Here is a 24,755-nt window from a genome sequence, read left to right on the forward strand (position 1 = left end):
CTTTCCCCCCACCGTTCCCCCGTCAACAGTGCCCGAGATCCACGAACTCGACGCGGCGACGGTGGACCGCATCGCGGCCGGCGAGGTCGTCGAGCGCCCCGCCAGCGCGGTCAAGGAGCTGGTCGAGAACGCCATCGACGCCGACGCCACGCGCGTCGAGGTGGCCGTCGAGGCCGGTGGTAGCGACGGCATCCGGGTCTCGGACGACGGCGTCGGGATGACTCGCGAGGCGGTCGAGCGCGCGGTCCGCGAGCACACGACCTCGAAGATACGGGACGTCTCCGACCTCGAATCCGGCGTCGGGACGCTCGGCTTCCGCGGCGAGGCGCTCCACGCCATCGGCGCCGTCTCGCGGCTGACCGTGCGCACGCGCCCGCGGAGCGACCGCGAGGACCTCCCGGACGACGCGGCCGAGACGGGGACGGAACTCGTCGTCGAGGGCGGCGAGGTCACGAGCGTCGAGCGCGTGGGCTGTCCGGAGGGGACGACCGTCGAGGTGGACGACCTGTTCTACAACGTGCCCGCGCGCCGGAAGTACCTCAAGCGCGACGCCACCGAGTTCGCCCACGTCAACCGCGTCGTGGCGGGCTACGCGCTCGCGAACCCGGGTGTGGCAGTTTCGCTGACCCACGACGGCCGCGAGACGTTCGCCACGCCCGGGCAGGGCGACCTGCGCGGCGCGATGCTCGCGGTGTACGGCCGGGAGGTCGCCGAGGGGACCGTCCTCGTCGGCGGTGGCGGCGCCGAGTCCTCGACCGAGGCGGCGCGGGCGGCCGCCCGTCCCGACGACGCACCGGCCGACGCGGAGCCGGACGGTCCGCTCGACGGGGTCTGTGGGCTGGTCAGCGACCCCGAGACGACCCGTGCGGGCCGGGAGTACCTCAACGTCTATGTCAACGGCCGCTGGGTCACCGCTCGCGCCGTGCGGGAGGCCATCGTGGAGGCCTACGGTGGGCAACTCGCGGGCGACCGCTACCCGTTCGCCGCCCTGTTCCTGTCGCTGCCCGCGGGCAAGGTGGACGTGAACGTCCACCCGCGCAAGCGCGAGGTCCGGTTCGCCGACGAGGACGGGGTGCGCCGGCAGGTCAAACGCGCGGTGCGGTCGGCGCTCCTGAAGGCGGGCCTGGTCCGCTCGTCGGCACCGCGCGGGCGTTCCCAGCCCGAGCAGACCGAAATCAGTCCGGAGCGAGCCGTGCTGGAGTCCGACTCCCTGGCAGGGACCGGCGACGAACCTCGCCGCGTCGATGACGGCCGGTGGGTGGCCGAGGCGACCGACGCGGCGCCCGACCCGGGTGTCGAGGACCCCGGCCCGGACGCGGCCGAGCGGGAGGCCCGGACCGACACCGACCCCGGCCGCTGGCGCGTCGCCGAGAGCGACGGCATCGCGCCGACCGCCGCCCCCGACGTGGACGAGTCCGGTGACGGCTCGGCGGGCTCCGGGTCCGCGCCGCCCGCGGCCGGCGCCGCTCCCGGTGGCCGGACGGGGGCGGCGACCCCCGACACCGACCGGAGCGAGGAGACCGCGGCCGGCGCCCGGACCGCTCCCGGTTCGGGGGGTGCTTCCGCTGGAACCGGTCCGGCCGAGGACGGCAACGACCCCCACCGGCGCTTCCGCGGTGCGACCGAGCAGCGCACGCTCGGCGGCGAGGCCGTCGACCGCTCGTTCGCGTTCGACCGACTGCCCGGGATGCGGGTGCTCGGCCAGCTCTCGGAGACGTACCTCGCGGCCGAGACCGACGATGGCCTCGTGCTCGTCGACCAGCACGCCGCCGACGAGCGTGTCAACTACGAGGCGCTCCGCGAGCAGTTCCTCGACGGGCCCGTCACGACACAGACGCTCGCGGAGCCGGTCTCCGTGGCCGTCACCAGCGAGGAGGCCGAACTCGTCCGCGAGCGCGGTGCGGCCCTCGAACGCCTGGGCCTGTCGGTCGCGCTGGCCGCCGACGAGGGCGAGGGAGGGGACGGCGACGCGAGCCGGGCCGTCCACGTCTCGGCGGTGCCGGCCGTCCTCGCCGACGCGATGGACGCCGACCTCGTCCGGGACCTGCTGGCCGACCTCGCGGCCGGGGACCCGGATGCGACCGTGACCGAGCGCGTCGACGCGTTGCTGGGCGATATGGCCTGCTACCCCGCCATCAAGGGCAACGAATCGCTCCGCGAGGGGACCGTCGTCTCGCTGCTGGAGGCACTCGACGACTGCGAGAACCCGTACGCGTGCCCGCACGGGCGTCCGACGCTCGTGGAGTTCGACTTCGGGGAGATCGAGGACCGCTTCGAGCGGGACTACCCCGGGCACTCCCACCGTCGGGCGTAGGGTGACGATGGGGCCCGTGGCTGGGTAGCCGAGGCTGCAACCGGGGTGGCCTCTTGTGCCTCCGGCGAGTGCGATGACCACCGACTGGCGACTGGAGGGCGGCAGTCGGGAACTGGCGGCTCTCGGCGAGCCTCAGTGTGTGTACGTTCGTCACCCCGCCGCCGGACGAGCCGGGCTGACCAGCCGGTGACGCGGCTCCGGCGGCGGCGACCCGAGTCGGCCAGTGGCGACCCACGCGACCGACCACCCCAACTAAACCACCCGGGCGCCTTCCGCCGGGCATGACCGAACTCGTGACCTTCGGAGAGACCGGGCTCCGGCTCTCCGCGACCCCCGGCGAGCGGCTCGAGACGGCCGACCGGCTCCGGGTACGGGCGGCCGGCCCGGAGAGCAACGCGGCGGTGGCCGCCCGCCGGACCGGGGTGGCGGCGACGTGGTTATCGCGGCTGCCCGACACGCCGCTGGGGCACCGCGTGGCCGACGAACTCCGGGGATACGACCTCGATGTCGTCGTCGAGTGGGTCGACCCGGGCGCCGAGGCCGACCGCGTGGGACTGACCTTCGAGGAGCGTGCGGGCCCGCCCCGCGGTGATGCGGCGGTCACCGACCACGCGGGCGCGGCGATGGCGGGTGTCTCGATGGACGACGTGCCGGTCGCGCGCGTCGAGGCCGCGGATATCGCGTACACGACCGGCGCGACGCCGGCGCTCTCCCCGCGCGCCGCGACCGCGACCGCGCGCTACCTGAAGGCCGCGAGCGACGGGGGCGCGGTCACTGCCCTCGATATCGCCTACCGGCCCGACCGCTGGGACGGGCCGGACGCGGCCCGCGAGACGCTGACCGAGTTCTTCCCGGCCGTGGACGTGCTCCTGACCAGCGAGGCGGACGCCGAGGCGGTGCTGGACGAGGATGCCCAGCCCGCGGCCGCGGCGAACGCGCTCGCGGCTGCGCACGGCTTCGATACCGTCGTCGTCCACGGCGCGCGCGGGGCGACCGCGCTCCACGACGGGACCGTCTACGAGGTCGACGCCGTCAAGGCGGAGACCCGCGACGATGCCGGTGCCGCCGACGCGTTCGCGGGGGCCTTCTGTGCGGAGCTGGCCGCGGCCGACGACGTGGAGGTGGCACTCCGGACGGGCGTCGTGACGGCCGCGCTCGCCCGAACCATCGAGGGGAGCGTGCCGGCGGTCCGCCGCGACGAAGTCGACCGGCTTCTGGCGACGCTCGACGACTGACCGGCGCCGGGCCGTGGGGCTCGCCCCAGTGACGCATCCGGGGCCACGAGCCGCCGACAGACCGAGCGCATGCGGCGCATTTACTATCTGTTCAGAAACATTACTGGCGAAGCGAGTACGGCGCCGAGTTGATATGGCACTTCAAGGCACCTCTAATGGCCGTACAGCCGCGTGACATACGTTGCCAAGAATAGCCAGCAAGCTTATACATCGGACGAAGAAACGACTGGCTGTCATGAACTGGAAAGCACTCGTGGTCGCGGTCTCCCTGGTCGTCTCCGCCGTGGGGGCGCCGATGGCTGTTGCCGCGACGACGAGCGTGGCCGACCAGCAGGCGTCCGGCGAGGTGCAGAGCGGTACCTACGTCTCGTTCGAGACGGCCGACAGCGCGGTCGTGGACTACACGGTCAACGGGAAGACGGTCGTCGACCGGCTGAGCGTCCAGTCCGCGTCGAAGGCGAAATCTCAGTCCAGCGGCGGGCTCGGGGTCAGCGTCTCCGGCTCGGTCTTCGCCGGGGCGGGCCTCGACATCGCGAGCACGTTCAGCGCCGACGCCAGCACGACGGCGACGGTCCAGTCCGAGAGCGGCGCGGAGATCGTCGCTCACGACAACGACCGCGGTATCGTGGTCGTGAAGACGAACGGCGAGAGCCACGTCGCGCGGTTCAACACCACCAGTGACTCCAGTGCGGAGCAGGTGTCCGAGAAGCGCGCCGTCGTCACGAAGGAGGACGGCACCACCGCGACGGTCATCGTCGCCGGTGACGGTAACGTGACTGTCTCGGACAGCGGCAACGTCACGGCCCAGACTGCCGAGGACGCTCGGGTCGTCTACCGCCAGTACGAGGGCGAGCGCAACAACTCCGAGAAAAAGCAGGAGCGGCTGATCGAGAACGGTACCGCGGTCGCCGAGGTGTACGTCCAGGCCGCCGGTGACGCCGCGAGCGACGCTGGCGACGACAGCGACAGCACGCCGACGGACACCGCGACGGCGACCCCGACGCCGACCGAGGCGCCCAGCGAGGAGGCCGAGGAACGCAGCGCCGACGTGGTCCGGTACAGCGAGGACACGACGGTCGAGGTGACCGAGAACGCTGCCGGCACGTTCAACGCGACGGTCGAGCGGGCCGAGAGCGAAGGGAAGGTCGTCATCATGAGCGTCTCGGAGGCCGCCTTCGAGAACGCGGAGAACGCCGAGGTGTACGTCGACGGTGAGGCGGCGGTCGAGGCCTCCTCGTACGCCGAGGTCGAGAACGCCGCGGACGGCGGCGAGACCTCGAAGTACCTCGTCCGCTCCTCGAGCAGCGCGCAGGCCTCGACGGACGTGGTGGTCGGTATCAACCACTTCTCCGCCCGCGAGGTCTCGATGCAGTCGCAGGACGCGGATGCGGACACCAGCGAGGGGTCCACCGCGACCGCGACGGCGACCGACGCGAGCAGCGGCGACGGTGACGACGCGACCGAGAGCGGCGGGCAGCCCGGCTTCGGTGCCGGCATCGCCGTGGTCGCGCTCGTCGGTGCGGCCCTGCTCGCCCGCCGGCAGCGGTAGCGAGTAGCGAACGGACGGGCGCTGTGCCCGTATCGGTCTCTCGGCTCCCGGCTCTCTCCGACGCCCCGTTTCTCCCGTCTTCGCGCCCGGTAGTGGGGACACTGCCGTCGGCGCGGGACTGCCACATTTATCGGTACCCCGTGCCGAGCGTGGGGCATGGACGTGAAGTCGCGCCACCATCTCCGGGGTGACGAGATCGACGAGATCGTCGACCACATCGCGGACCGCCTCGGCGTCACCGTCGAGGGCGACGCCTGGGAGGACGTGGAGTTCGTCGACGACGACCGTCGGGTCGTGCTCGTCGACGGGGAGCCGGCGGTCGCCTTCTACGACGGGGAACCGTTCCTGACCGTGCAGGGTGCCAACCAGTTCCCGCCCGAATCCCGCATCGTCACCGTCGACGCGGGCGCCGTCTCCTTCGTCTCCGACGGCGCGAACGTGATGCGCCCCGGCATCGTCGAGGCCGACGACGCCATCGACCCCGGCGACCTCGTGGTCATCGCCGAGGAGACCCACGGGAAGGTGCTGGCGGTCGGCCGGGCCGACGTGCCCGGCGACGAGATGGTCGGCGAGTCGGGGAAGGTGGTCGACTCGCTCCACCACGTCGGCGACGACCTGTTCGAGTTCTCGGTCTGAGTCACTCGCCGCCCGGCAGTTGCCACGTGCCGAGGAGATAATCTGGTAATTGCTGCACTCTATACAGTACGGGAGAGAAAATCTGGCTCGGGAAGAGATAACGGAGAAATGCTGGCTATTGGGTCCGTTTCGAGGGGTGGTCGCCGACGAACGCGGCGGGGTCGCGCTGGAGGTCGACGGCGATGCGGCAGGCCTCCAGCGGTAGTTCCGGCGGCACGTCCCGGTACTGGGTGGAACCGTTCTCCGTGTACTCGACGGTGACACCGTACTCCCGGAGTGCGTCGGCGAGCTGTCCTCTCCCGATGAGTGACCCGTCGTCCTCGTACACGACCGCACGGGCCGCGGCGATGCGCTCTGCCTGTGTGGGACCGCGTGCCATCTCCTGGGCCATGTTCGTAGTGTGTGTTTGACTCTCACGCCGGCGGTCTTGTTTTCTTCGGCGAGATACAGAATCTGATACGTCTACAGGCCGTCAGCGGGCGATATCGGATGTCGCGGTTCGTGCCGAAACGTGTATCTGAGACTCTCTGCTAGCGGGAGGCAACTGTGAGCGACGACGCGGCGGACAGACTGCGACTGGCGCTGCTGAACGCCTCGACGAGCGAGCGGGCGACGAGTCAGAACTTCCGGCGGGAGCTGGACGCCGACCTCGCCGAGTTCCAGGTCAACGACGGCCAGTTCCCGCGGGGCTACGAGTTCGACGGGTTCGTCGTCACGGGCTCTGCGGTGTCGGTCTACTGGGACTCCGAGGCCGAGTGGGTCGACCCTATCTCGGAGTGGATTCGCGAGGCCGTCGACCGGGGGCTGCCCGCGCTCGGCATCTGCTTCGGCCACCAGCTGCTCGCCCACGCGCTGGGTGGCGAGGTGGCGGACATGGGCGAGTACGAACTCGGCTACCGCGAGGTGGAGCGCATCGACGACGGCGACCCGGACCCCCTGTTCGAGGGGCTGGACGACTCCTTTCTCGTGTTCACCACGCATTCGGATACGGTGGCCCAGGTGCCGCCGGGGGCCGAGGTCATCGCCGAGAACGACTACGGCAACCACGGCTTCCGGCTGGGCCACGTCGTTGGCGTGCAGGCCCACCCCGAGTACGACCAGACGATGGCCGAGGCGGTGACGCTGACGAAGGACCTGCCCGACGAGCGCATCCAGCGCGTGCTCGACGGTATCACCGACGAGAACTACGCCCGGGCGTGCGAGACGAAGCGCCTGTTCGACAACTTCACCGACTACGCGCGCTGCGTGCGCGACGAGCGGGTCGCCGCGGACTGAGGCCGCTCCCTCGGGCCTCGCCGCCCTGCGGCCCCCCGTTTCCGGTCGAACCCATGGCTTATCCCGGACGCGTCGCCAGTCCCGCGTATGCCCTCTCGACGCTCGCTGCTCGCCGCCAGCGGCACTGCTGCCGCGACCGCGCTCGCCGGCTGTTCGGCGCTCACCGGCCCTGAGGGGTCGGCCGCCAACGTCGCGGAGCACCGTGACCTCCGGCCGGAGGACGGGTCGGTCGTGGCGCGGACGACCGCCGAGCGAATCGGCTGTCCCCGCGGCGATGTCGAGGTCCGCAACGTGGCCTACGAACTGCCGGACGGCGACCTCCAGACGGTGACCGTCATCGAGGTCCGCCCCGGCGCGCGCGGGTGCGACGACAGCGACTGGCGTCACGCGGGGACCGACGTGACACAGGCGTGGTCCCAGTCCATCCCCGGGACGGACACGGTGGTCACCGGGAGCGAGACGAACGTTCGCTACGCGGACACCGACGACCCCGAGGTCTACCTGCAGAACACCGGCAACTCCGAGTCCGGCGAGTGGCAGGTCCGCCGTGCCAGCGGCGACGGTGACGTCCGCGAGCGCTACGCCTTCCGCTCGACGTACGCCGGCGCTGCGGTCGAGGCCGGGGACGAACTCGCTGCGGTCACCGTCGAGGTCCCGTTCTCGACCGGCGGGCTGCTGGGTGGCGACTCCGAGACGGTGACGCTGTCGGAGACGCTGGTGTACGGGGAGCGCGAGGAGTGAGCAGCAGCACTGTTCTTGCATACCGCGCGAGCAGGGCGGGACTCCGTCCCGCTTGCAATCGGACGTCGTCCGATGACGAAGCGAGTGCGGTTTCACCGACCGGCGACCCCGAAGGGGCCGGAGGCCGGCCTGTTTTCTGAACAGGTTTCGGCGTCATCAGAACGCGAAGCGCTCTGATTGCCCGTGGAACCGCTTCGCGATTCCACGACGCCGAGTGGTTCGCACAGCGCGCCCGAAGGGCGCGCGAGCAAACCCGAGGCGTGAAAAAGCTCCGAGGCGTGAAAAAGCTCGTCGCAACCGCTATCCCCGCGCCGCCGCTACGCGGGGCCATGAGCATCACGGACGCCGACTGGCGACTCATCCGCGAGGAGGTCGTCGGCGGGGCGAGCGCGATGGCCCACGACGAAATCGCCGCACGGACCGCGGCCGAGGAGGGTATCGGGACGGTCCGGCTCTACCAGTGGCTCCCGTCCTGTCTCTCGCTGGGCTACCAGCAGGACTCCGACACCGTGGACTGGGAGTTCTGCGCGTCGAACGGTATCGACGTGGTCCGGCGGCCGACGGGCGGCGGCGGCATCTACCACGACACCCACGGCGACATCGCCTACTCCATCATCGCGCCGGCGGACGTGGTGCCGGGGAACCTGGAGGCAACGTACGAGCTGTTCTGCGAGCCGCTGTTCGCCGCGTTCGAGGAGCTGGGCGTGCCAGCGACGTTCGCCGAGGAACCCGCCGAATCGCTGTACGAGCCGTCCTGTTACCTCCGGGGCATCGACCCCGCACACGATATCGTGGTGGACGGCAAGAAACTCGCGGGCAACGCCCAGTACCGTACCCGTGACGCGGTGGTCCAGCACGGCTCCATCAGTTTCGAGGTGGGCGCCGAGCGCCATCTCTCCTGTTTCACGGACCCGCCGGTCGGCGCCGAGACGTTCCGCGAGCGCGTGGCCGGACTGAACGAGAGCGCGAACACGGAGCGGGACACGCCGGTCGACTCCCAGCACGTCGGGATGATGGACAGCCTCAATCTCGAGCGTGACCGCGCGGTCCGGACCATCGAGGACAGCCTCGCGGCGTGGTGTGGCATCGAGCGCGACGAGTTCGTCGACGACGAGTGGACCGACACCGAGCGCGAGGCCGCCCGCGACCTCGCCGACGCGAAGTACCGCAGCGAGGCCTGGACCCGGGACCGCGAGGACCCGACGGACGATTGAGCCGCGCGGCGAGCCGGTCGGGGTCCCCGGTCCCCGCCCGGCAACGTTCGCGTACGCCCGACGCTTTATCAGGTGGGCAGAGGTAGGGGGTGGTCATGGCTCAGGTCGAAATCGAGTACTGTGCCCCGCGCCGCCTCGGCGGCGAGGCCACCGCGACCCGCCGGGTCCTCGCGGACTGGCTCGGCCAGCGACACGACGTCGAGGTCTCCTGTTCGCCCTCCGCCGAGGACTGCTTCTGCGTGAGCGTCGATGGCGACCGGGTCTGGTGTACGGACCCGTCCGGCCGCATCGACCCGTTCGAGGCGGTGGCGGCGGTCCGGTCGCAGCTGGCGTAGGTTCGTTCGTACACGCCTCGCTCGCGACGACCGAGGGCTGTGGACCGACGGCCTGTCCGGCCCGGGTGATTGATACCACTGGGCGTGAATCTCGGTCTCATGCGACAGCGACGCCGCCGGTGGGACGGCCGAATCGCAACGCGTGACCGGCTGCCGGGATGGTTCACGGGGGCTGGACGATGAGCGACGAGCGCGAGCCCCTGTCGGGGCCGGACAACGCCTGGCTCCAGATGGGGCAGGCGACGAACCTGACCAACATCACGGGGATGCTCGTCTTCGAGGAGCGGGTGACCTACGAGGAACTCGTCGAACGCCTCGACGAGCGACTCCTCCGGTTCGACCGGTTCCGCCAGCGGGTCCACGGTGGCCACCGCCGGTTCCGGCGGCCGGAGTGGGCGTTCTCTCCGGGCCTCGACATCGAGACGCACGTCACGCACGTCGCACTGCCCGAACCACAGGACAAGGCCGCCCTCGAACGGTTCGTCGGCGGACTGATGAGTCGCCCGCTCGACGAGGACCGCCCGCTCTGGGAGGCGTTCCTCGTCGAGGGCGTTGGCGACGGGAACGCCGCCATCTTCCGCATCAACCACTCCGTCGCCGACGGCTTCGCCCTGCTCTCGGTGATGCTGGGGCTGGTCGATGACCCGAGTGCCGTCGAGTTCCCCTTCGATGGCATCGAGGCGGTCGTCGAGGCGGACGAGGCGGCCGACGGGGACGGACCCGGGGCGCCCCGGTCGGGTACCGGCGCCGATGCTGACACCGAGGGCGGTGACAGTGGCGCCGCCGGACTCCTCGCCCGCGCCCGGTCGAGGGTGAGCGCAGCCGGGACCGCCGCGCGCGCGGTCGGGGTCGCGGTCGACCTGCTGACCCGCCCCGACGAACCGGAGACCTCGCTCCGCGGGGAGCTGCGGACCGCCAAACGGGCGGCCTGGACCGACGCCATCGATATCGATCTGGTGAAGGCCCTCGGCGAGGAGCACGATGCCACCGTCAACGACGTGATGCTGGCGGCGACGGCGGGCGCGTTCCGTCGCCTCCTCATCGAGCGGGGCGAGGATATCGAGGACCTCGAACTCCGGAGTTCGGTGCCGGTGAACCTCAAGCCGATGCCCGAGCGGACGGAGTCACTGGGCAACTACTTCGGGCTCATCTTCCTGCCCATCCCGGTCCACACCGCCGACTTCGGCGAGCGCATCGCCATCGTCCACGAGCGGATGGACCGCGAGCGCGCGATGATAGAGGGTGTGCTGGTCTACCTCCTGTTCGAGTTCGTCGGCCGGGCTCCCGGCGTCGTGCAGGACTGGGTGCTCGACCAGTTCGAGGACGCCGCCACTGGCGTCGTCACCAACGTCCCGGGACCGATGAACACGCTCGAGTTCGCCGGGAGCGAGGTGTCCGACGTGCTGGTCTGGGCGCCCGAGGCGAACGACCAGGGGCTGTCGCTCTCCATCTTCAGTTACGACGGCAGCATCCGGGTCGGCGTGGCCGCCGACGCCGGGCTGCTGGACGAGCCCTCGCGACTGGCGGACGCGCTCGAGGAGGAACTCGCCGAGCGGGCGGCCGATCTGGAGTGAGCCACGGCGCGCCGGCGGCCCGTCGAGCCCCGCACCACGGCGGCTGCGCGGGGTTCAGTCGTTCGGCCGGAGGTCGACGAGGTGGCCGCAGTTGCCACACTGGTAGACGCCCTGGGTCTGCTCGGTGAACAGCGAGCCCAGTCCCGTGTCCCGCTCCTGACAGCGGGGGCACTGGTCCGGGCTGGAGTACGACGGCCCGCCGCCTGTGTCCACGGGGAGCATCCGCTCCAGGAAGCGCTGTTGCATCTCCGCCTCCAGTTTCCCCTTCGTCCGGCCGCGCGACTGGTGGTAGGCACCCTGCGCATCGGCGCTCTGCTGTCGCCCGATCAGCTGGTCGAAGTCGGCCTTCGGACAGTCGCGGTTCTCCAGCACGATGTCGCCGTTCGGGGCGACGGTGACGGTGGCGTACCGGGTCGAGTGGAACCGCGTCGCCCCGACGTACCCGCCCGCGACCACGGCGGCGAGCATCACCGGCACCGCAAGCGATGGCACGACGATGACCAGGACGAGCCCCAGCACGACTCCCACCAGCAGCCCCAGGAGCACCCCGAGGACCGCCCCCTTCACACTGGCTCCCTTCGGGTGCACGTGGAGTCCCGCCCGCGTCCCCTTCGAGACGTCCCGCGTCGCGACCACCTCGGCCTCGGCGCTGTCGTACATCACGTTCTCGGCGTGCGCGATGGCCGCCTGCCGCACCTGGTTCGAGGTGGACATCGCCCGGGAGTCCCACGTGCGACAGGAAGAAGATTACGCCGATTCGAATCCGACACCGGGCCGACGGCCGCTCGGTCCGGTCGGATGGCCCCGGTCAGTCTGGGAGGGGCGGCCACGTCGTCGCCAGCGTCTCCTCGATGAGCTGGGTCTGTGCGCGACGCAACCGCTCCGAGAGCGAGGCCGCGGTGATGTCGAGTTCGGCCGCGACCGCCTCGAGCGACGCGCCCCGCGGGATGTCGAAGTAGCCGCGTTCGTACGCCGTCCGGAGCGCCTCCTGCTGCCGGTCGGTCAGCCCGTCGCCGGGCGGCTCGGGCTCCCCGTCCCGGGTGAGTCGGTTCAGCCGGAAGGCCGCGTTACGCTGCCAGAACGACGAGAACGCGCCGAACGATTCCCGGTCGGCGAACCAGCCGGCCTGCCGCCAGCCCGTGGGCCTGGCCTCGATCCGTTCGATGATGGCGTCGGCCGTCGCCAGTGCTTCGAGGCCGTCCAGGTCGTCGATGTGTGCCCCGAGCTGTTCCTCCAGGCTGAGCGCCGGGACGACCTGGTACCGCCGCGTGTCGCCGGCCACGCCGACCAGCGTCCACTCCTCCACGTCGTACGCGTCACTCAGGGCTGCCTCGATAGCCGGCCGACTCCCACCCCGCGTGGTCAGCAGGAACAGCGGCCGCGCGCCGTGATTGAACTGTAACTCCAGCACCAGGGTCGCGTCGGACACGGCCGCCGCGACGTCGGTGAGTGGGAGCGCCTCGCAGTGGATGTCGAACTCCGCGACGAACCCCATACGCGTTCGTTCCGGTCCGGAACCATGGGGCTACCGGACTGCCGCCCGGGACGCCCGTTGCCCGGTTCCTGCTCCACTTCAATGGCCTAACCACTGAGAGTACGGCTTAGCCGCGTCCCTCCCGGACACGAACGTGTATGCAGTCGACTCACTCCCCTGATGGTACCGACATCGTCTACGAACGGCACGGCGACGGACAGCCGCTCCTCCTCCTTCACGGTGGGATGGCTCCACGCGACTACTGGATGCCGGCCATCCCCCACTTCGACGAGTACGCCGCCGTCGTCCCCCAGCGCCCGGGCTTCGGCACGTGTCTCGACGATGCCTCGGAGACCGGCCCTGGCGAGGTACTGGACCGCGAGGCACGGTACGTTCGCGAACTGGCCGCCGCGGTCGACGGTGACCCGATTCTCCTCGGGCACTCGTTCGGCGCACTCACCGCGGTCGAGGCCGCGACCGACGCGGACGTCGCCGCCGTCCTCGCGTACGAGCCGGCGGTACTCCCCGAGGACTACCGCCGGACGGCGGACCTCTCGGCCCGGATGCAGTCGCTGCTCGACGAGGGGAAACGCCAGGAGGCCGTGAAACGCTACGTCGAGCAGGTCCTCCATCCGGACGGTATCGACGACCTCGACGCCTGGCTGTCGGCGTGGCCCGTCTGGCCGGGCTGTGTGGACCTCGCCGAGGAGGTCGTCCGGATGAACCGCGCCGTCGAGCAGTACCGGCTTCCCGACCGACTCGCGGCCGAGGCGCCCGTGCTCGTCATGTCCGGAACTGACGGCCCGGATTTCCTTCGGGAGAGCGCCCGCGCCGTTCACGACGCGCTCCCGCACAGCCGCTTCGTCGAGTTCGACGGCGTCAGCCACAGCGGCCCCTCGGAGGCCCCGGCCCTGGTCGCCGCCGAGGTCGAGGCCTTCCTCCGCAGCTAGACGACAGCGCCCCTCGCGGCTGCAGGTACACCGGCACTGTCGGCCCGCTGTCGCCGTCCCTGTAGCGACCCAAATGAGTTTACCACTTCCCGTTTCTGTCCCGAACATGGACGACGCGAGCCGATTCCGGCCCGGATGGGCCGACCTCGCGGCGGCGGTACCGGGTGGGGTTGGTGTCCACGCAGACGGGGGGTTCGTCCACGTCTCCCCGGAGCTGGCGGCGGCGGTCGGGATCGAGGCCGACGCCCTCGTCGGCGAGCACTGGCGGTCGCTGTTCCCGTCGACGGAGGCGGACCGCATCGAGACGGAGGCGGTCCCGCCGGCCCGGAACGGGACGGACTGGACCGGAGAGGTCAGCCTCGACGGCGGGACGCCGGCCGACCTGACGCTGTCGACGACCGAGCGGGGTGCTCTCGTGTGGCTGGTCGAGGCGTACCCGACGAGGACCGACGGCTGGGACGGGGAACGAGCCGGCGGCCGCGACGGCCCCCCGGCCGACGAGCGGCAGTCACCGCCGGGGGGTGGCGGGGTCCGGCCGGCCACCGGGCCCGGACCCGCCGACCCCTCCGGTCCCTGGAGCGACCCCTGGGAGGGGCGCCGGTTCGTCGAGAACGTCGTCGACGCGCTGGACGACGTGCTGTACGTGGTCGACGAGGACGGAACACTGGTCTTCTGGAACGAGGCGCTGCGCGAGCGGTTCGGCTACAGCGAGGCCGAGTTGGCGGCGCTCGACCCGGCGGACTTCCTGGTTCCTGCCGAGTCCGACGAGGTGCCCGAGGACCCGGCGGCGTTCGTCGACGTACCGGACCGACACAACGTGGTGAACCTCGTGACGAAGGAGGGTGAGTCCATCCCCCACGAGCTCCACGGGTCGACCTATACGGACCCGGAGACCGGAGCACGCTACCGGGTCGGTATCGGCCGGGACATCACCGGCCGGCTGCAGCGCGAGCGGGCGCTGAAGCGCCAGCGCGACGAACTGGCCACTCTCGACGGCATCAACGAGGTCCTGCTGGCGACCGTTCGGGAACTGGTCGGGACGGCCAGTCAGGGGGGCGTCGAGCGGCGGGTCTGCGAGCGGCTGGTGGCCTCGGACCGCTACCGGTTCGCCTGGGTCGGCGAGCGAGAACTCGACGGCGACCAGGTCGTCCCCCGCGTGACCGCCGGCGAGGGCGACGGCTACCTGGACTCGGTCACACACACCATCGACGGGGACGAGCGGGGGACGTCCGACGAACCGGTTGGCGCGGCGCTCCGGACCGGCGAGATACAGGTCGCCGACGCTGTCGCCCCCGATTTCGAGCACCGGGCGGTGGCACGCGAGCGGGACTTCGAGTCCGTGGCCGCCGTCCCGCTCCGCAGCGAGGGGACCGTCTACGGGGTACTCGTCGTCTACGCGGCCCGCGAGGGCGCGTTCACGCCCCGCGAGCGCGACGGCTTCGACGTGCTCGGACGGACCGTCGGGACCGTGATACATGCCGCCCGGAGCCGTGAACTCCTGTTCGCCGACGCCGTCGTCGAACTGGAGTTCCGGGTCGACGGCGGCGTGCTCGTCCCGGTCGCCGCCGAGGCGGACTGTGAACTGGAGCTGGAGGGGTACGTCCCGTCGGGCGAGGCGTGGGTGGTCTACTGCGCGGTCGACGGGGCGCCCCCCGACGACGTGGCCGCCGCCGCTGGGGCGGACCCTCGCGTCGAACGCGCCCGGACGGTCACCGCGGCTGACGGCGGCCGGGTCGAACTGCTCGCCGGGGAGGCGTCGCTGCTGCACGCGGTCGAGGCCGCCGGGGCGACCGTCCGGACGGTCGTCGCGGGCCCCGACGGCGCCGACCTCGTCATCGAGGCGCCGGTCGACGCCGACGTGCGCGACCTGATCGGGACCGTCCAGGAGACGTTTCCGGACCTGGCCCTCGTCGCACGCCGGGAGCGCGACCGCGAGGTGACCACCGTCGGCCGCCCCGGCGGCCTGCTCGACGCGCTCACCGGCCGACAGCGGGAGGCACTGGAGGCGGCCTACCGCGCGGGCTACTTCGCGTGGCCGCGCGAGAGTACCGCCGAGGAGGTCGCGGCGTCGCTCGGCCTCGCCGCGCCGACGCTCCACGGGCACCTCCGGAAGGCCCAGCGGACCATCCTGGCCGCGCTGCTGGACGACTGACGGGCGGAGAGGCGAAGGCACCAGCGGGGACGCCGGTGCGGGTGGCGGCAGGACGGACGATAGCTGGCCGGCCACCGTCGTCCGGAGTCCCGTCCTCGTCGACGGCTGGTCGGAGCAGGAGCCGTCAGTCCGCCGTGGACCTCTCGCCGCCACCGGCGGCGTCGGTGCTGTCGACCTGCCGTTCGAGCGCCGCCAGCCGCTCGCGAAGCGCCTCGTTCTCGGTTGCCAGTTCCTCGATGCGCTCGTCCTGCTTCTCGATGCGCTCGTCTTGCTCTTCGATACGGTTCTCCTTCTCCTCGACGCGCTCGGCGAGGCCCTGTATCGCGGCCAGTGCGACCCCGTCGGCGTCGACGTTCGCGATGCGGTCGGCGTCGGCGCCGAGGCCGAAGGCGTCGTGGAACTCGCCCGCCATCGGGCCCATGTGGGTGGCGTCGGCCTCGGCGTCGTACTCCCAGGTCGACACGTCGAGGGACTCGACGCCGTCGAGCACGCCCTGCGGGTCAACCGTCTGGACGTTCGACTTGGCGCTGGCGGCGCTCAGCGAGGACCACGAGCCACTGCCCGCGGAGAGCCGGACGCCCGCCGAGGCGTCACTGGCGGAGAAAATCGTGACGCCGCCGCCCGCCTGGAACACCATCTGATTGGCCTGGGTCGCCTGGACCGTCCGCCGGGTCCCGTCGCCCCAGACGAAGCTCCCGTCCTCCGACGCATCCGCCTGGCGACCGGCGGCGAAGCTGAAACGCCCGCTCGCCGTGTTGCTCTTCCCACCGGGGACCGTCGCGAACCCGTTCTCGATCTCCTGGATGCTACTGGCCCCCTGCTGTGGGGACCCCCCGTCGGTCGTGTTGTTCGCACCGCCGCAGACCACGTCGCCGAACCCGCCGGCCTCGTTCCTGCTTCCGCCCCCGATGGCGGAACTCCTGCCGTCGGCACCATTGAAGCTTCCGCCCGCGACCGTCGCCCCGCCGGCCGCCCTGTTCTCTCCGCCGCCGCTGATTGTCGACGCCTCACCGTTGAGGCTGTTCTGGTAGCCGAAGGCGATACCGGGGGTGTTGCTCTGTGCCGGCGCCCGATACCGTGCCAGCGCCAGCGCCGGGAGCCAGTTCTCCCCGTCACCGATGGAGACGACGCCGGTATCCGTGGCGAGGAACTTCGCGCCGTCGACCGGCTCGTAGTTCGAGCGGTTCGCTTCCTCGTCGCGGATCTCGATGTCGGTGTCGTACTGCCGGAAGTTCTCGTTCAGCGGCTGGTGCCAGTCGGTCGCGCCCTCCTCGGGTATGTTGTAGGAGTGATTGGGTGTCTCGGGCATGTGTCAGTCGATGCGTCGCGTCACGGGGCGACGCCCCCGTAGCCGTACTCGCCGTACGTCTGCTCACCGTAGTCGCCCTCGGGCCGACCCGTCGGTGTCGCCGTCCGGGGGGATGTGTCGGTCGGCGTCGCCGTATCGGTGGGTGTGTCCGCTGGTGTCGCTGTCTGGGTGTCCATCGGCGTGTCGGTCGGCCGGTCCGTCTCCGGCTTCCCGGTGGTCGTCGTCCGGGGCTTCGCCGTCGGACTGGCTGTCGCCGTCGGTGTCGGCGTCGCGGTTGCCGTCCCGCCGTAGCCGTACGTCGTCGGGCTCGGCGTGGACTCGGCGTCACTGCCGTCACTGGTGTCGTTGCCACCGCCGTCGCCGCCGTCGCCCCCGCGGAGGCCGGAACAGCCGGCCGTCGCCGCCGTCACGAGCAGCGAGGCCGTCCCCAGCAGCGTTCGTCGGTCGATGTCGAGTCTGTCGTCCATGTATCGGATGTCGTGATTATCGTCGGTCGGTGCGCCTTGCCTGTGTGCGGAACGAGGGGGGGGGACAGGGGCTCCTGGCACTTGGGGGGTCGGACGACGGCTGAGTGAGCATATCCTGGACGGCGTGGCCCCCACAGCCATCCCTGCCGGGAGCGGTCACGCCCCCGTCACCCCGAAACCGTGCGTGCGAAGGAAGCACATCCCGAAGTCATGCGGACCGGGTTTCAACCCGGACGCTATGCACGTAGGGCCGGCGGCGTGGTCAGGGTGTTGTCCCAGGTGCGGCTGTACGGCAGGGACCCTCCGGCCATCACCGAACAGGCCTCGTTGACGACCGCGCCCGAGGGCGCGCACTCCCCATCCCACAGCACGCACGTCGCCGAGTCCGTCTCGCCGGGCGCGAGCGGATTTCGGTGAACGCTGCGCTCGTCGGTCGGAGCCGTGGCTCGTCGGGTATCTCGTCGGTCGGGTCTGGGTATCGCTTCCCGGACTCGGCCACGGTTCGACTGGAGAAGGAGTCCGCCCTCCCCGATTTGAACGGGGGACAAGTCGATCTACAGTCGACTGCTCTACCAGTCTGAGCTAAGGGCGGGCACACGGAACTGGGCCGGTCGCGGACTTAATCGTTATCATCCCGTGAGGGCGTGGGCCGTGGACACACGGTGTCCGACAGGCGTGTGTGTGTCGACACGTCGTCGACCGTCGTCAGCCACCGACACACCGGTTACAGGCCCCTGCAGCCGGGAACGCGGCCGGGCGCCGGCAGACGGGCGTCTGACGCACGCGAAGGTTGATGTACCGTGACACACAACGTCGGACAACGTGAGCAAGATAACGTTCCGGGCCGACGACGACCTCGTGGCCCAGCTGGAGGAGTTCGATGCCTCCAAGAGCGAGGTCATGCGCGAGGCGCTCCGCGAGTACCTCGGGGAGCCGGCCGGGACGTCCGCCGACACGTCCGACGCCGCCGAGGTGGCCGACGCCGGGACGCTCGACGAGCTGGTCGCCGAGCGGGTCGATGCCATCATCACGGACCGGCTGGAGGGCTACCGGCCGCCCACCGAGAGCCAGGATATCAACGTAAACATCTCTCTCGACGGCGAATCCGGGGCGAGCGCTACCACCGAGGGTGGTGAGCGTAACACGGTGCCCACAGAGGGCGCAAACGAGGCCGAGTCGGGGGAGAATCCGTGTGCTCAATGTGGTGAGAAACTCACGCAGGACCACGTTTACTGCCCGAACTGTGGTGAGAAGGCGAGCCACCGCGTGTTCTGCGAGTGCGGCGACGAGCTCCGCTCGGACTGGGCGTTCTGCCCGTCCTGCGGCCGTCGGACGACGGCGGCTGACGTGTTGGACAGTCCGTAAACGGCGGGAAAAAACGTTCTATTCGGTGGTTACGGGATGATGGCTACTTCCGCCGGAGGTAAACCGACCGTCGATGGCCGGCCGTGTCCGCCAGTCCGGCACGGTTCGGCGACCCTCGAAACCGTTGTAAACGCCGTAATCGCGCGTCTCAACCGAGTTTACGCGGTTGTGCGACGTTCGTCATACGCTCGCAGAAAGGTTTAAGTAATAGCCGTCAATGCATACTTCTGCGTAAGACGGTCGTCTTACAGCGCGGGTGGTCGGATTACATCCGGCCGCTGTCGGGCGGTTTCGCGCTGTACGACGCATGCGGGTGTGTGCCGCACGCCGTCTTACCGACCAACAAGGGAGCAATACAATGGAGCGTGTGACACTACGGATTCCGAAGCAGCAGATCGAAGAGGTCGAGCGAATGGTCGATACGGGGGAGTTCCCCAACCGGAGCGAGGCGATCCGGTCGGCCGTTCGTGAGATGTTGAACGAACACGAGGATACCGACCGGGCCAGCGACCGGCGCGGCTGGGCCAAGGTGTAGACGATGCAGGACATCGTCAACTCCGCTCTGGAGAACGCCGAGGCCGAGTCCCGGGAGATGGACGACGGCGACGGTGCCAGCGACTTCGGTGACCCGCGGATCGTCATCGTCGGAGCTGGTGGCGCCGGGAACAACACGGTCAACCGGCTCTACAACATCGGCGTCGAGGGTGCCGAGACCATCGCCATCAACACGGACAAGCAGCACCTGCAGATGATCGAGGCCGACACGAAGATCCTGGTCGGCAAAAGCCTCACCAACGGGCTCGGCGCTGGCGGCGACCCCTCGATGGGCGAGCGCGCCACCGAGATGGCCCAGGGAACCGTCAAGGAGGTCATCGGCGACGCCGACCTCGTCTTCGTCACCGCCGGCATGGGTGGCGGGACGGGCACCGGCGCCGCGCCGGTCGTCTCGAAGATCGCCAAGGAGCAGGGCGCCATCGTCGTCGGCATGGTGTCGACGCCGTTCAACGTCGAGCGCGCCCGCACGGTGAAGGCCGAGGAGGGTCTCGAGAAGCTGCGCAACGAGGCCGACTCCATCATCGTGCTGGACAACAACCGCCTGCTCGATTACGTGCCCAACCTGCCCATCGGCAAGGCGTTCTCCGTGATGGACCAGATCATCGCCGAGACCGTCAAGGGCATCTCCGAGACCATCACCCAGCCGAGCCTCATCAACCTGGACTACGCGGACATGACATCGATCATGAACCAGGGTGGTGTGGCGGTGATGCTGGTCGGCGAGACCCAGGACAAGAACAAGACCGAGGAGGTCGTCAACGACGCGATGGAGCACCCGCTCCTCGATGTCGACTACCGTGGCGCCTCCGGCGGACTCGTCCACATCACGGGCGGTCCCGACCTCACCCTCAAAGAGGCCGAGGGCATCGCCCAGCGCATCACCGAGCGCCTCGAGGCCTCGGCGAACGTCATCTGGGGCGCGCGCATCCAGGACGAGTACAAGGGCAAGGTGCGGGTCATGGCCATCATGACCGGCGTCCAGTCGGCCCAGGTGCTCGGTCCGACGACCCAGAAGCAGGCCGACGCCTCCCGCGCGGCCATCGAGGGCGATGCGGTCCAGGAGTCCACCGGCACGGACACCTTCGGCGTCGGCGAGACCGACGGCGGCAAGCCCGAGGTCGAGGGCGAGAAGAACAACGGTCTGGACGTTATCCGATAGATACGGATACTGTCAGTTTTCTTTCGGGTGCATACACGGGCTGGAGCAGCTGCTAAGCTATTTTTCCGGATTCAGTGTCTGTAGACTTGTCTGACAGGTGTCCGCTCAACGTCGGACACCGCCATCCGAGGCGTTAAGCGCTTCCTGCCCCTTGTCCGGGACGAATGTACAGGCTGGTGGACCCGGAGCGGACCGGGGGCCTCGCTCCGCTCGACCGGCGCGTGGCGCCGGGGACCAGCCTCCTCGTCGCGGGCCCGGTGATGACTCGGAAGGAGCGGCTGGTCGCGGCCATCCTCGCCCCCGGCCACGCGGCGGGGGAGGGCGTCACGATGGTTTCCACCGAGGACCACGCCGACGCCATCGAGGACCGGTTCGCCGAGTTCGTCGATGTCGATGGGTCCCGGTTCGGGCTGGTCGACTGCACCGGGCAGTCGTCCGGCGAGGGGCTCTCGGGCCCCGGACGCGTCCAGCACGTCCCCTCTCCGAACGACCTGACGGGGGTCGGTATCGGCATCACGCGGGCGCTGGAGTCGCTGTCCGTCCGCGGCGACGGCTACCGGTTGGGGCTCGATTCGCTGTCGACCCTGCTCGCCTACCGCTCGCCGGAGGACGTCTTCAAGTTCTGCCACGTGCTCGCGACCCGACTGGCCAGCCTGGGGTGTCTCTCCGTCCACACGCTGGATACCGACGCGCACGACGACCGGACGGTGAACATGATCGCTCGGGCGTTCGACGGGAGCATCGACCTCCGGCAGGCGCCCGGCGAGGCGTCGCACGGTCGGCCGTACGAACTCCGGTTGCGCGGCTTCGACGGCGGGGCGGGGTGGCAGCCGGCCGCCCTGCCCTGACGGGGCCGTCGGCCGTACCGTCTTCAAACACCGAACAGGTACGGAGCCGCCCCCGGCGCGAGCGACTCGAGGATATCTGACCCGGTGGGATGTCTGTTCCGGCGGCGTCCGCGTCGTGCTCGTCCGGTCGGCGCCCGCTTCGGTCGGCGCCCGCTTCGGTCGGCGCCCGCTTCAGTCCGCGTCCACGTCCGCGCCCGCGTCGTGGTTCCCCTCCGGGAGCTCCTCGGAGTCGTGCCCGTCGAGTCCGGCGCCCGCGTCGTGGACGGACTCGACGAGCGCACACTTCCGGCAGACCGCGCGCGTGGTCGGCGCGCCACACCGCTCGCACTCGCCGGTTCGCTCCGCGCCGCGGTCCCGTGCCGCGGCCGCGAGCCGCGCCAGTTCCTCGTACCCCGACATCACCGAGTGGCGCGTCCCGGGGTGGTCCTCCTCCAGCGCGAGCAGGTGCTCCTGTATCTCGCCGCGGTAGGCCTCGCTCGCGTGCGGGCACTCGGCCATGTGCACGGGGAGGTCCCGGAGGTGGGCGTACAGCGCGACCTCCTTCTCGGGGACGTCGCGCAGGGGTTTGGCGCGCGGGACGAACGGCCCGCCGTCCGCGGCGTCCGCCGAGTCTCGCTCGTCGAGCGGCCCGAGCGAGGCCTCCCAGTGGCGTGCCATCTTCGTCACGTCGCCCGAGAACAGGTTCATCAGCGCGGTCTGGGCCTCGTCGTCGAGGTTGTGGCCCGTCAGCAGCAGGTCGGCCTCGAGGTCGGCGGCGTACTCCGAGAGCAGGTCCCGGCGGAAGACGCCACAGTACGCACAGGGGGCCATCCCCTCGGGGTCGTCGTCGGCCACGTCGTCCATCTCGAGACCGAACTCCTCGGCGTAGCTGACGACCTCGTGGTCGATGTCGAGCTCCTCGGCCAGCTCGAGACAGGCGTCGAGCGAGGCGTCCCGGTACCCCTCGATGCCCTCGTGGATGGTGAGCGCGACGAGTTCGATGCGAGGGTCCTCGCGGAACGTCTCGTGGAGGATGCTCGTCAGGACGACGCTGTCCTTCCCGCCCGAGAGGCCGACGAGCCACGTCGCCGGGTCCTCGGGTGTTGCGTCCGACGGGACGAGGCTGTCCTCGCGGACCCGCGAGCGCACGCGGGACTCCACGGAGCGCCGGAAGTGCTCGCCGCAGAGGTGGAGCCCCGAGTACGCGAGGTGCGTGACCGCGTCCGCTGGACACTTGTCGCACTGCATCTGGTCTGGGGTTGGTGTGTGGGCGGTTGTGGGTTTCGCTCCGGGACGTGCTGGGCGAGGCTGGTCGGAGATTCCGATACGGCGACAGCGGAGGCCCTTACGAAGCCCTCGCGCTCTCGACTTCCGTCAGAGCAAGCTCTGACGACCTCTCGCTCGCTCCGCTCGCGCGAGCGTCCGCGGCTCGCTGCGCTCCTCGGCCTCGCTTCGCTCGGCCTGCGGTGCTTGCGTCGCCGGGGCCGGGTCGAGAGCGCTCGCCCTTCGATTCCACCAGGGGGGACTGTTTCGGGTCGAGCGACGAACATGGTGGTTCCAGGCGAGCAGGGTGACCCCACCCCTCCCCGCGCCAGCGCCGGGGAACGCCGAACACGCTCGCTGCGTCGTCGGGCTACGCCCGACTGCAAGCGGGACGGAGTCCCGCCCTGCTCGCGGTTCGACGCGGGTGGCGCCGGCGCGCTTCCTGTTCGCGGAACTGGCCGGCCGACCAGACTACGGGCCGGGAGCGCGTGGTTCGCGGCTCGCCCGGGAACCCGCGCGACCTGGGGAAGGGCAGGGCCACAGCGCCCGTGCCGCGTTCAGTCCCTGGTGGAATCGAAGGGCGAGCGGGCTCCGGGTCACCTGACGACGTAAGCACCGCAGCGACCGAAGGGAGCGAGGCGCGCAGCGAGTCAGGGTCCCGGAGCGCGCGAGGGCTTCGTAGGTGTAGTCTGCGATAGTATACCAGGATTAGGTGGTCTAATCAAGTAATGTGTTGGTTAGTTCGGGAATAATTCGATAATATCTGGAGTAAAATTCGCACCCTAGCTACTGCATCGTGACGTACGTCAGGAAGGCTAGCGCCACCGACTGCAGTCCCCGCATCGCCAGCACCGCGGTCTCGGCGGTCGTGGACATCGCGAACAGCGACTGCATGGAGAAGAAGAAGTAGATGGCGACGAGGTTCTCGACGAGCAGGACGGCGGCGAACGCGACCAGGCCGAGCGTCATCGGTGTCCGGAAGGTGCGGTAGTTGCGGAGCCAGACGACGAGCAGGCCCCCGAGCGCGAGGCTGTTGAGGACCGCCAGGGCGGTCGCCAGTGCGAGCGTGGTGGTCATCGCCATTGTCACAGGTGTTTCGTGATCTCCTCGAAGGTCTCGCGGTTGTGCTCGAAGCGGTCGGTGAGGAAGTAGAGCTTGCCGTACTCGTCGCCGCCGGTCTCCACGACGTCGTGCTCGGCGAGCTTGTCGAGGTGGTGCCGGACGGTGTTGTAGTCCACCCCGAGCTCGTCGGCCAGCTGGTTGGCGTTCCGGGGGCGCTCGTCGATGAGCCGGACGATGCGGGCCCGGTTCTCACCGCCGCGCGTGCCGGCGATCAGATACCAGAGCGCCTTCTCCATCGAGGGGACCCTCGTCGGTGCCTCACAGGGGGACGTCTACAGGCTTCCGGTCGGAGCAGTGCCTGTCTGCCCAGGGCCCCCGGCCGACGGCCGTCTCAGTTGTCGTTCATCCCGTCACTGTTCCCGCCGTCCATCGATTCACCCTCCCCCTCGCCCATCGACTCGCCGTCACCCTCCACCCGCTCGACGGTCACGCGGACGACATCGGCGATGGCGGGGTAGTCGTAGCCGTTCACCTCGCGCATGGGCGCGACGACCTCGCGTTCGACGTCGCCGACGCCGGCCCCGCGCTGGCGCTGGACCTGGTGGGGGCCGACGCCGGGCTCCTGATTGACCTCCGTGCCGGCGTCCCAGAACGAGACGTGGTCGGTCACGTCGCCCGTCACCAGCTCGTCGCCGTCGACCAGCTTCAGCCCCGAGGCGCCACCGAGCGCGTAGAAGGCGTCGTTCGAGGGGACGAACATCGTAACCGCCGAGAGGTAGTTGTCCGGCCCGCCGCGAGCGACATCGACCTCGAACTCGTAGGCGTCGCCGGGGAGCAGCGGCCCCGGGCCGTCGGCACCGACGGGTGTCGTGAACGCGCCCGCCTGCGTCACGCTGTCGCGACCGCTCAGGGACTCGACCAGCCGGCCGGGCATCCCGTCCTCGGCGATCTCCTCCAGCCCGTTGCCGCGCTCGGGGGCGCCGTGCGCGAAGAGCGGCTCGTCCGGGGAATGGACCGCGAACGCGCCGGGGGAGAGCGGTACCGGCTGTTCGGCCGCCTCGCCGTCGGCCGTCGTTGCCAGCGTCGTCCCCGTCGAGACGTTCTCGATGCGCACGCGTAGCGCCTCCCGGGGCTGGACGCTGAACCGGGTGTCCGCCAGCACGCTCCCGCCCGCCCCGACTGCCAGCGCGCTCGTGCCGACCGCTCCGGCCCCGAGCAGGAAGGTGCGCCGCGAGGTTCCGATTCCACTGTCGCCGCGTCCGTCGTTGCCGCCGTCGTTGTCGGTCATTGATGGCTCCG

The 24,755-nt window shown here is 70.3% G+C and carries 23 protein-coding genes, 1 tRNA gene and 1 pseudogene; 15 read left to right on the forward strand and 10 right to left on the reverse strand.

The features are described from left to right. Window positions 1-28: 28 nt before the first annotated feature. The 4 genes from mutL to NL115_RS08345 all read left to right on the forward strand — a co-directional run bounded on the left by mutL (window position 29) and on the right by NL115_RS08345 (window position 5,734). Complete coding sequence (gene mutL / locus NL115_RS08330; RefSeq protein ID WP_254832719.1) at window positions 29-2,314, forward strand: DNA mismatch repair endonuclease MutL; 2,286 nt, start codon at window positions 29-31, stop codon at window positions 2,312-2,314. 281 nt (window positions 2,315-2,595) lie between these two features. Beyond that, a complete protein-coding gene (locus NL115_RS08335) occupies window positions 2,596-3,549 on the forward strand; it encodes a PfkB family carbohydrate kinase (RefSeq protein WP_254832720.1) in 954 nt (317 codons plus the stop codon). Window positions 3,550-3,784: 235 nt separating this feature from the next. Further along, complete coding sequence (locus NL115_RS08340; protein WP_254832721.1) at window positions 3,785-5,098, forward strand: PGF-CTERM sorting domain-containing protein; 1,314 nt, start codon at window positions 3,785-3,787, stop codon at window positions 5,096-5,098. Between the two features lie 156 nt (window positions 5,099-5,254). Then, entirely contained in the window at window positions 5,255-5,734 is a 480-nt protein-coding gene (locus NL115_RS08345) for an RNA-binding protein (RefSeq protein ID WP_254832722.1), read from the forward strand. Between the two features lie 115 nt (window positions 5,735-5,849). On the opposite strand, the gene NL115_RS08350 is transcribed toward NL115_RS08345, so the two are convergent. After that, window positions 5,850-6,113, reverse strand: a complete 264-nt coding sequence (locus NL115_RS08350; protein ID WP_254832723.1) for a hypothetical protein — start codon at window positions 6,111-6,113, stop codon at window positions 5,850-5,852. 167 nt (window positions 6,114-6,280) lie between these two features. Here NL115_RS08350 and NL115_RS08355 point away from each other — a divergent pair, with 167 nt between their 5' ends. The 5 genes from NL115_RS08355 (at window position 6,281) to NL115_RS08375 (ending at window position 10,873) form a co-directional block, all read left to right on the forward strand. Then, a complete protein-coding gene (locus tag NL115_RS08355) occupies window positions 6,281-7,009 on the forward strand; it encodes a type 1 glutamine amidotransferase (protein ID WP_254832724.1) in 729 nt (242 codons plus the stop codon). Between the two features lie 87 nt (window positions 7,010-7,096). Beyond that, on the forward strand, window positions 7,097-7,750 hold the full coding sequence (locus NL115_RS08360; RefSeq protein ID WP_254832725.1) for a hypothetical protein: 654 nt from the start codon (window positions 7,097-7,099) through the stop codon (window positions 7,748-7,750). Window positions 7,751-8,079: 329 nt separating this feature from the next. Beyond that, window positions 8,080-8,964 carry a lipoate--protein ligase family protein gene (locus NL115_RS08365; protein ID WP_254832726.1) on the forward strand — a complete coding sequence of 295 codons (885 nt, stop codon included), beginning with the start codon at window positions 8,080-8,082 and terminating at the stop codon, window positions 8,962-8,964. Window positions 8,965-9,059: 95 nt separating this feature from the next. Continuing rightward, window positions 9,060-9,299, forward strand: coding sequence for an Rdx family protein (locus tag NL115_RS08370; protein ID WP_254832727.1), 240 nt, complete (start codon window positions 9,060-9,062; stop codon window positions 9,297-9,299). A gap of 179 nt (window positions 9,300-9,478) precedes the next feature. Then, the gene (locus NL115_RS08375; protein WP_254832728.1) at window positions 9,479-10,873 is read left to right on the forward strand and encodes a wax ester/triacylglycerol synthase family O-acyltransferase; all 1,395 of its coding nucleotides are present in this window, start codon (window positions 9,479-9,481) and stop codon (window positions 10,871-10,873) included. A 54-nt stretch (window positions 10,874-10,927) separates the two neighbouring features. Here NL115_RS08375 and NL115_RS08380 read toward each other — a convergent pair whose 3' ends face one another. Then, window positions 10,928-11,587 carry a hypothetical protein gene (locus NL115_RS08380; protein ID WP_254832729.1) on the reverse strand — a complete coding sequence of 220 codons (660 nt, stop codon included), beginning with the start codon at window positions 11,585-11,587 and terminating at the stop codon, window positions 10,928-10,930. Window positions 11,588-11,681: 94 nt separating this feature from the next. After that, on the reverse strand, window positions 11,682-12,368 hold the full coding sequence (locus NL115_RS08385) for a helix-turn-helix domain-containing protein (RefSeq protein ID WP_254832730.1): 687 nt from the start codon (window positions 12,366-12,368) through the stop codon (window positions 11,682-11,684). A 137-nt stretch (window positions 12,369-12,505) separates the two neighbouring features. Between NL115_RS08385 and NL115_RS08390 the strand changes: the two genes are divergently transcribed. After that, window positions 12,506-13,297 carry an alpha/beta fold hydrolase gene (locus NL115_RS08390; protein ID WP_254832731.1) on the forward strand — a complete coding sequence of 264 codons (792 nt, stop codon included), beginning with the start codon at window positions 12,506-12,508 and terminating at the stop codon, window positions 13,295-13,297. A 106-nt stretch (window positions 13,298-13,403) separates the two neighbouring features. Continuing rightward, window positions 13,404-15,449: a bacterio-opsin activator domain-containing protein gene (locus tag NL115_RS08395; protein WP_254832732.1), complete on the forward strand. Its 2,046-nt coding sequence runs from the start codon at window positions 13,404-13,406 to the stop codon at window positions 15,447-15,449. A 124-nt stretch (window positions 15,450-15,573) separates the two neighbouring features. Here NL115_RS08395 and NL115_RS08400 read toward each other — a convergent pair whose 3' ends face one another. The 3 genes from NL115_RS08400 to NL115_RS08410 form a co-directional block, all read right to left on the reverse strand. Further along, window positions 15,574-16,758, reverse strand: a complete 1,185-nt coding sequence (locus NL115_RS08400; RefSeq protein WP_254832733.1) for a tail fiber domain-containing protein — start codon at window positions 16,756-16,758, stop codon at window positions 15,574-15,576. A 20-nt stretch (window positions 16,759-16,778) separates the two neighbouring features. Further along, entirely contained in the window at window positions 16,779-17,225 is a 447-nt protein-coding gene (locus tag NL115_RS08405) for a hypothetical protein (RefSeq protein WP_254832734.1), read from the reverse strand. A gap of 518 nt (window positions 17,226-17,743) precedes the next feature. Further along, a tRNA-Tyr gene (locus tag NL115_RS08410) sits at window positions 17,744-17,817 on the reverse strand. Window positions 17,818-18,047: 230 nt separating this feature from the next. Between NL115_RS08410 and NL115_RS08415 the strand changes: the two genes are divergently transcribed. From NL115_RS08415 to NL115_RS08430, 4 genes are all read left to right on the forward strand, one after another. Further along, entirely contained in the window at window positions 18,048-18,590 is a 543-nt protein-coding gene (locus NL115_RS08415) for a double zinc ribbon domain-containing protein (RefSeq protein ID WP_254832735.1), read from the forward strand. A 358-nt stretch (window positions 18,591-18,948) separates the two neighbouring features. Further along, complete coding sequence (gene cdrS, locus NL115_RS08420; RefSeq protein ID WP_254824288.1) at window positions 18,949-19,125, forward strand: transcriptional regulator CdrS; 177 nt, start codon at window positions 18,949-18,951, stop codon at window positions 19,123-19,125. Between the two features lie 3 nt (window positions 19,126-19,128). Continuing rightward, window positions 19,129-20,304, forward strand: a complete 1,176-nt coding sequence (gene ftsZ / locus NL115_RS08425; protein ID WP_254832736.1) for a cell division protein FtsZ — start codon at window positions 19,129-19,131, stop codon at window positions 20,302-20,304. A gap of 164 nt (window positions 20,305-20,468) precedes the next feature. Beyond that, on the forward strand, window positions 20,469-21,152 hold the full coding sequence (locus NL115_RS08430) for an RAD55 family ATPase (RefSeq protein ID WP_254832737.1): 684 nt from the start codon (window positions 20,469-20,471) through the stop codon (window positions 21,150-21,152). Window positions 21,153-21,413: 261 nt separating this feature from the next. On the opposite strand, the pseudogene ncsA reads toward NL115_RS08430, so the two are convergent. The 4 genes and pseudogenes from ncsA to NL115_RS08450 all read right to left on the reverse strand — a co-directional run. After that, window positions 21,414-22,379 (reverse strand): annotated as a pseudogene (gene ncsA / locus NL115_RS08435) (tRNA 2-thiolation protein NcsA); the annotation flags it as partial. Window positions 22,380-23,180: 801 nt separating this feature from the next. Beyond that, on the reverse strand, window positions 23,181-23,471 hold the full coding sequence (locus NL115_RS08440; RefSeq protein ID WP_350355307.1) for a DUF8036 family membrane protein: 291 nt from the start codon (window positions 23,469-23,471) through the stop codon (window positions 23,181-23,183). 8 nt (window positions 23,472-23,479) lie between these two features. Beyond that, on the reverse strand, window positions 23,480-23,752 hold the full coding sequence (locus tag NL115_RS08445; RefSeq protein ID WP_254832740.1) for a winged helix-turn-helix domain-containing protein: 273 nt from the start codon (window positions 23,750-23,752) through the stop codon (window positions 23,480-23,482). A gap of 95 nt (window positions 23,753-23,847) precedes the next feature. Beyond that, window positions 23,848-24,744: a spondin domain-containing protein gene (locus tag NL115_RS08450; RefSeq protein ID WP_254832741.1), complete on the reverse strand. Its 897-nt coding sequence runs from the start codon at window positions 24,742-24,744 to the stop codon at window positions 23,848-23,850. Between the last annotated feature and the right edge of the window lie 11 nt (window positions 24,745-24,755).

The organism is Haloglomus salinum, assembly GCF_024298825.1.
Lineage (GTDB): Archaea > Halobacteriota > Halobacteria > Halobacteriales > Haloarculaceae > Haloglomus > Haloglomus salinum.

Coding starts and splice junctions, on each gene's coding strand:
- NL115_RS08405 (WP_254832734.1), bottom strand. CDS start 17,225: ATGGACGACAGACTCGACATCGACCGACGAACGCTGCTGGGGACGGCC.
- cdrS (WP_254824288.1), top strand. CDS start 18,949: ATGGAGCGTGTGACACTACGGATTCCGAAGCAGCAGATCGAAGAGGTC.
- NL115_RS08390 (WP_254832731.1), top strand. CDS start 12,506: ATGCAGTCGACTCACTCCCCTGATGGTACCGACATCGTCTACGAACGG.
- NL115_RS08440 (WP_350355307.1), bottom strand. CDS start 23,471: ATGACCACCACGCTCGCACTGGCGACCGCCCTGGCGGTCCTCAACAGC.
- NL115_RS08350 (WP_254832723.1), bottom strand. CDS start 6,113: ATGGCACGCGGTCCCACACAGGCAGAGCGCATCGCCGCGGCCCGTGCG.
- NL115_RS08395 (WP_254832732.1), top strand. CDS start 13,404: ATGGACGACGCGAGCCGATTCCGGCCCGGATGGGCCGACCTCGCGGCG.
- NL115_RS08380 (WP_254832729.1), bottom strand. CDS start 11,587: ATGTCCACCTCGAACCAGGTGCGGCAGGCGGCCATCGCGCACGCCGAG.
- NL115_RS08365 (WP_254832726.1), top strand. CDS start 8,080: ATGAGCATCACGGACGCCGACTGGCGACTCATCCGCGAGGAGGTCGTC.
- NL115_RS08340 (WP_254832721.1), top strand. CDS start 3,785: ATGAACTGGAAAGCACTCGTGGTCGCGGTCTCCCTGGTCGTCTCCGCC.
- NL115_RS08375 (WP_254832728.1), top strand. CDS start 9,479: ATGAGCGACGAGCGCGAGCCCCTGTCGGGGCCGGACAACGCCTGGCTC.
- NL115_RS08385 (WP_254832730.1), bottom strand. CDS start 12,368: ATGGGGTTCGTCGCGGAGTTCGACATCCACTGCGAGGCGCTCCCACTC.
- NL115_RS08400 (WP_254832733.1), bottom strand. CDS start 16,758: ATGCCCGAGACACCCAATCACTCCTACAACATACCCGAGGAGGGCGCG.
- NL115_RS08345 (WP_254832722.1), top strand. CDS start 5,255: ATGGACGTGAAGTCGCGCCACCATCTCCGGGGTGACGAGATCGACGAG.
- NL115_RS08445 (WP_254832740.1), bottom strand. CDS start 23,752: ATGGAGAAGGCGCTCTGGTATCTGATCGCCGGCACGCGCGGCGGTGAG.
- NL115_RS08430 (WP_254832737.1), top strand. CDS start 20,469: ATGTACAGGCTGGTGGACCCGGAGCGGACCGGGGGCCTCGCTCCGCTC.
- ftsZ (WP_254832736.1), top strand. CDS start 19,129: ATGCAGGACATCGTCAACTCCGCTCTGGAGAACGCCGAGGCCGAGTCC.
- NL115_RS08360 (WP_254832725.1), top strand. CDS start 7,097: ATGCCCTCTCGACGCTCGCTGCTCGCCGCCAGCGGCACTGCTGCCGCG.
- NL115_RS08370 (WP_254832727.1), top strand. CDS start 9,060: ATGGCTCAGGTCGAAATCGAGTACTGTGCCCCGCGCCGCCTCGGCGGC.
- NL115_RS08335 (WP_254832720.1), top strand. CDS start 2,596: ATGACCGAACTCGTGACCTTCGGAGAGACCGGGCTCCGGCTCTCCGCG.
- NL115_RS08450 (WP_254832741.1), bottom strand. CDS start 24,744: ATGACCGACAACGACGGCGGCAACGACGGACGCGGCGACAGTGGAATC.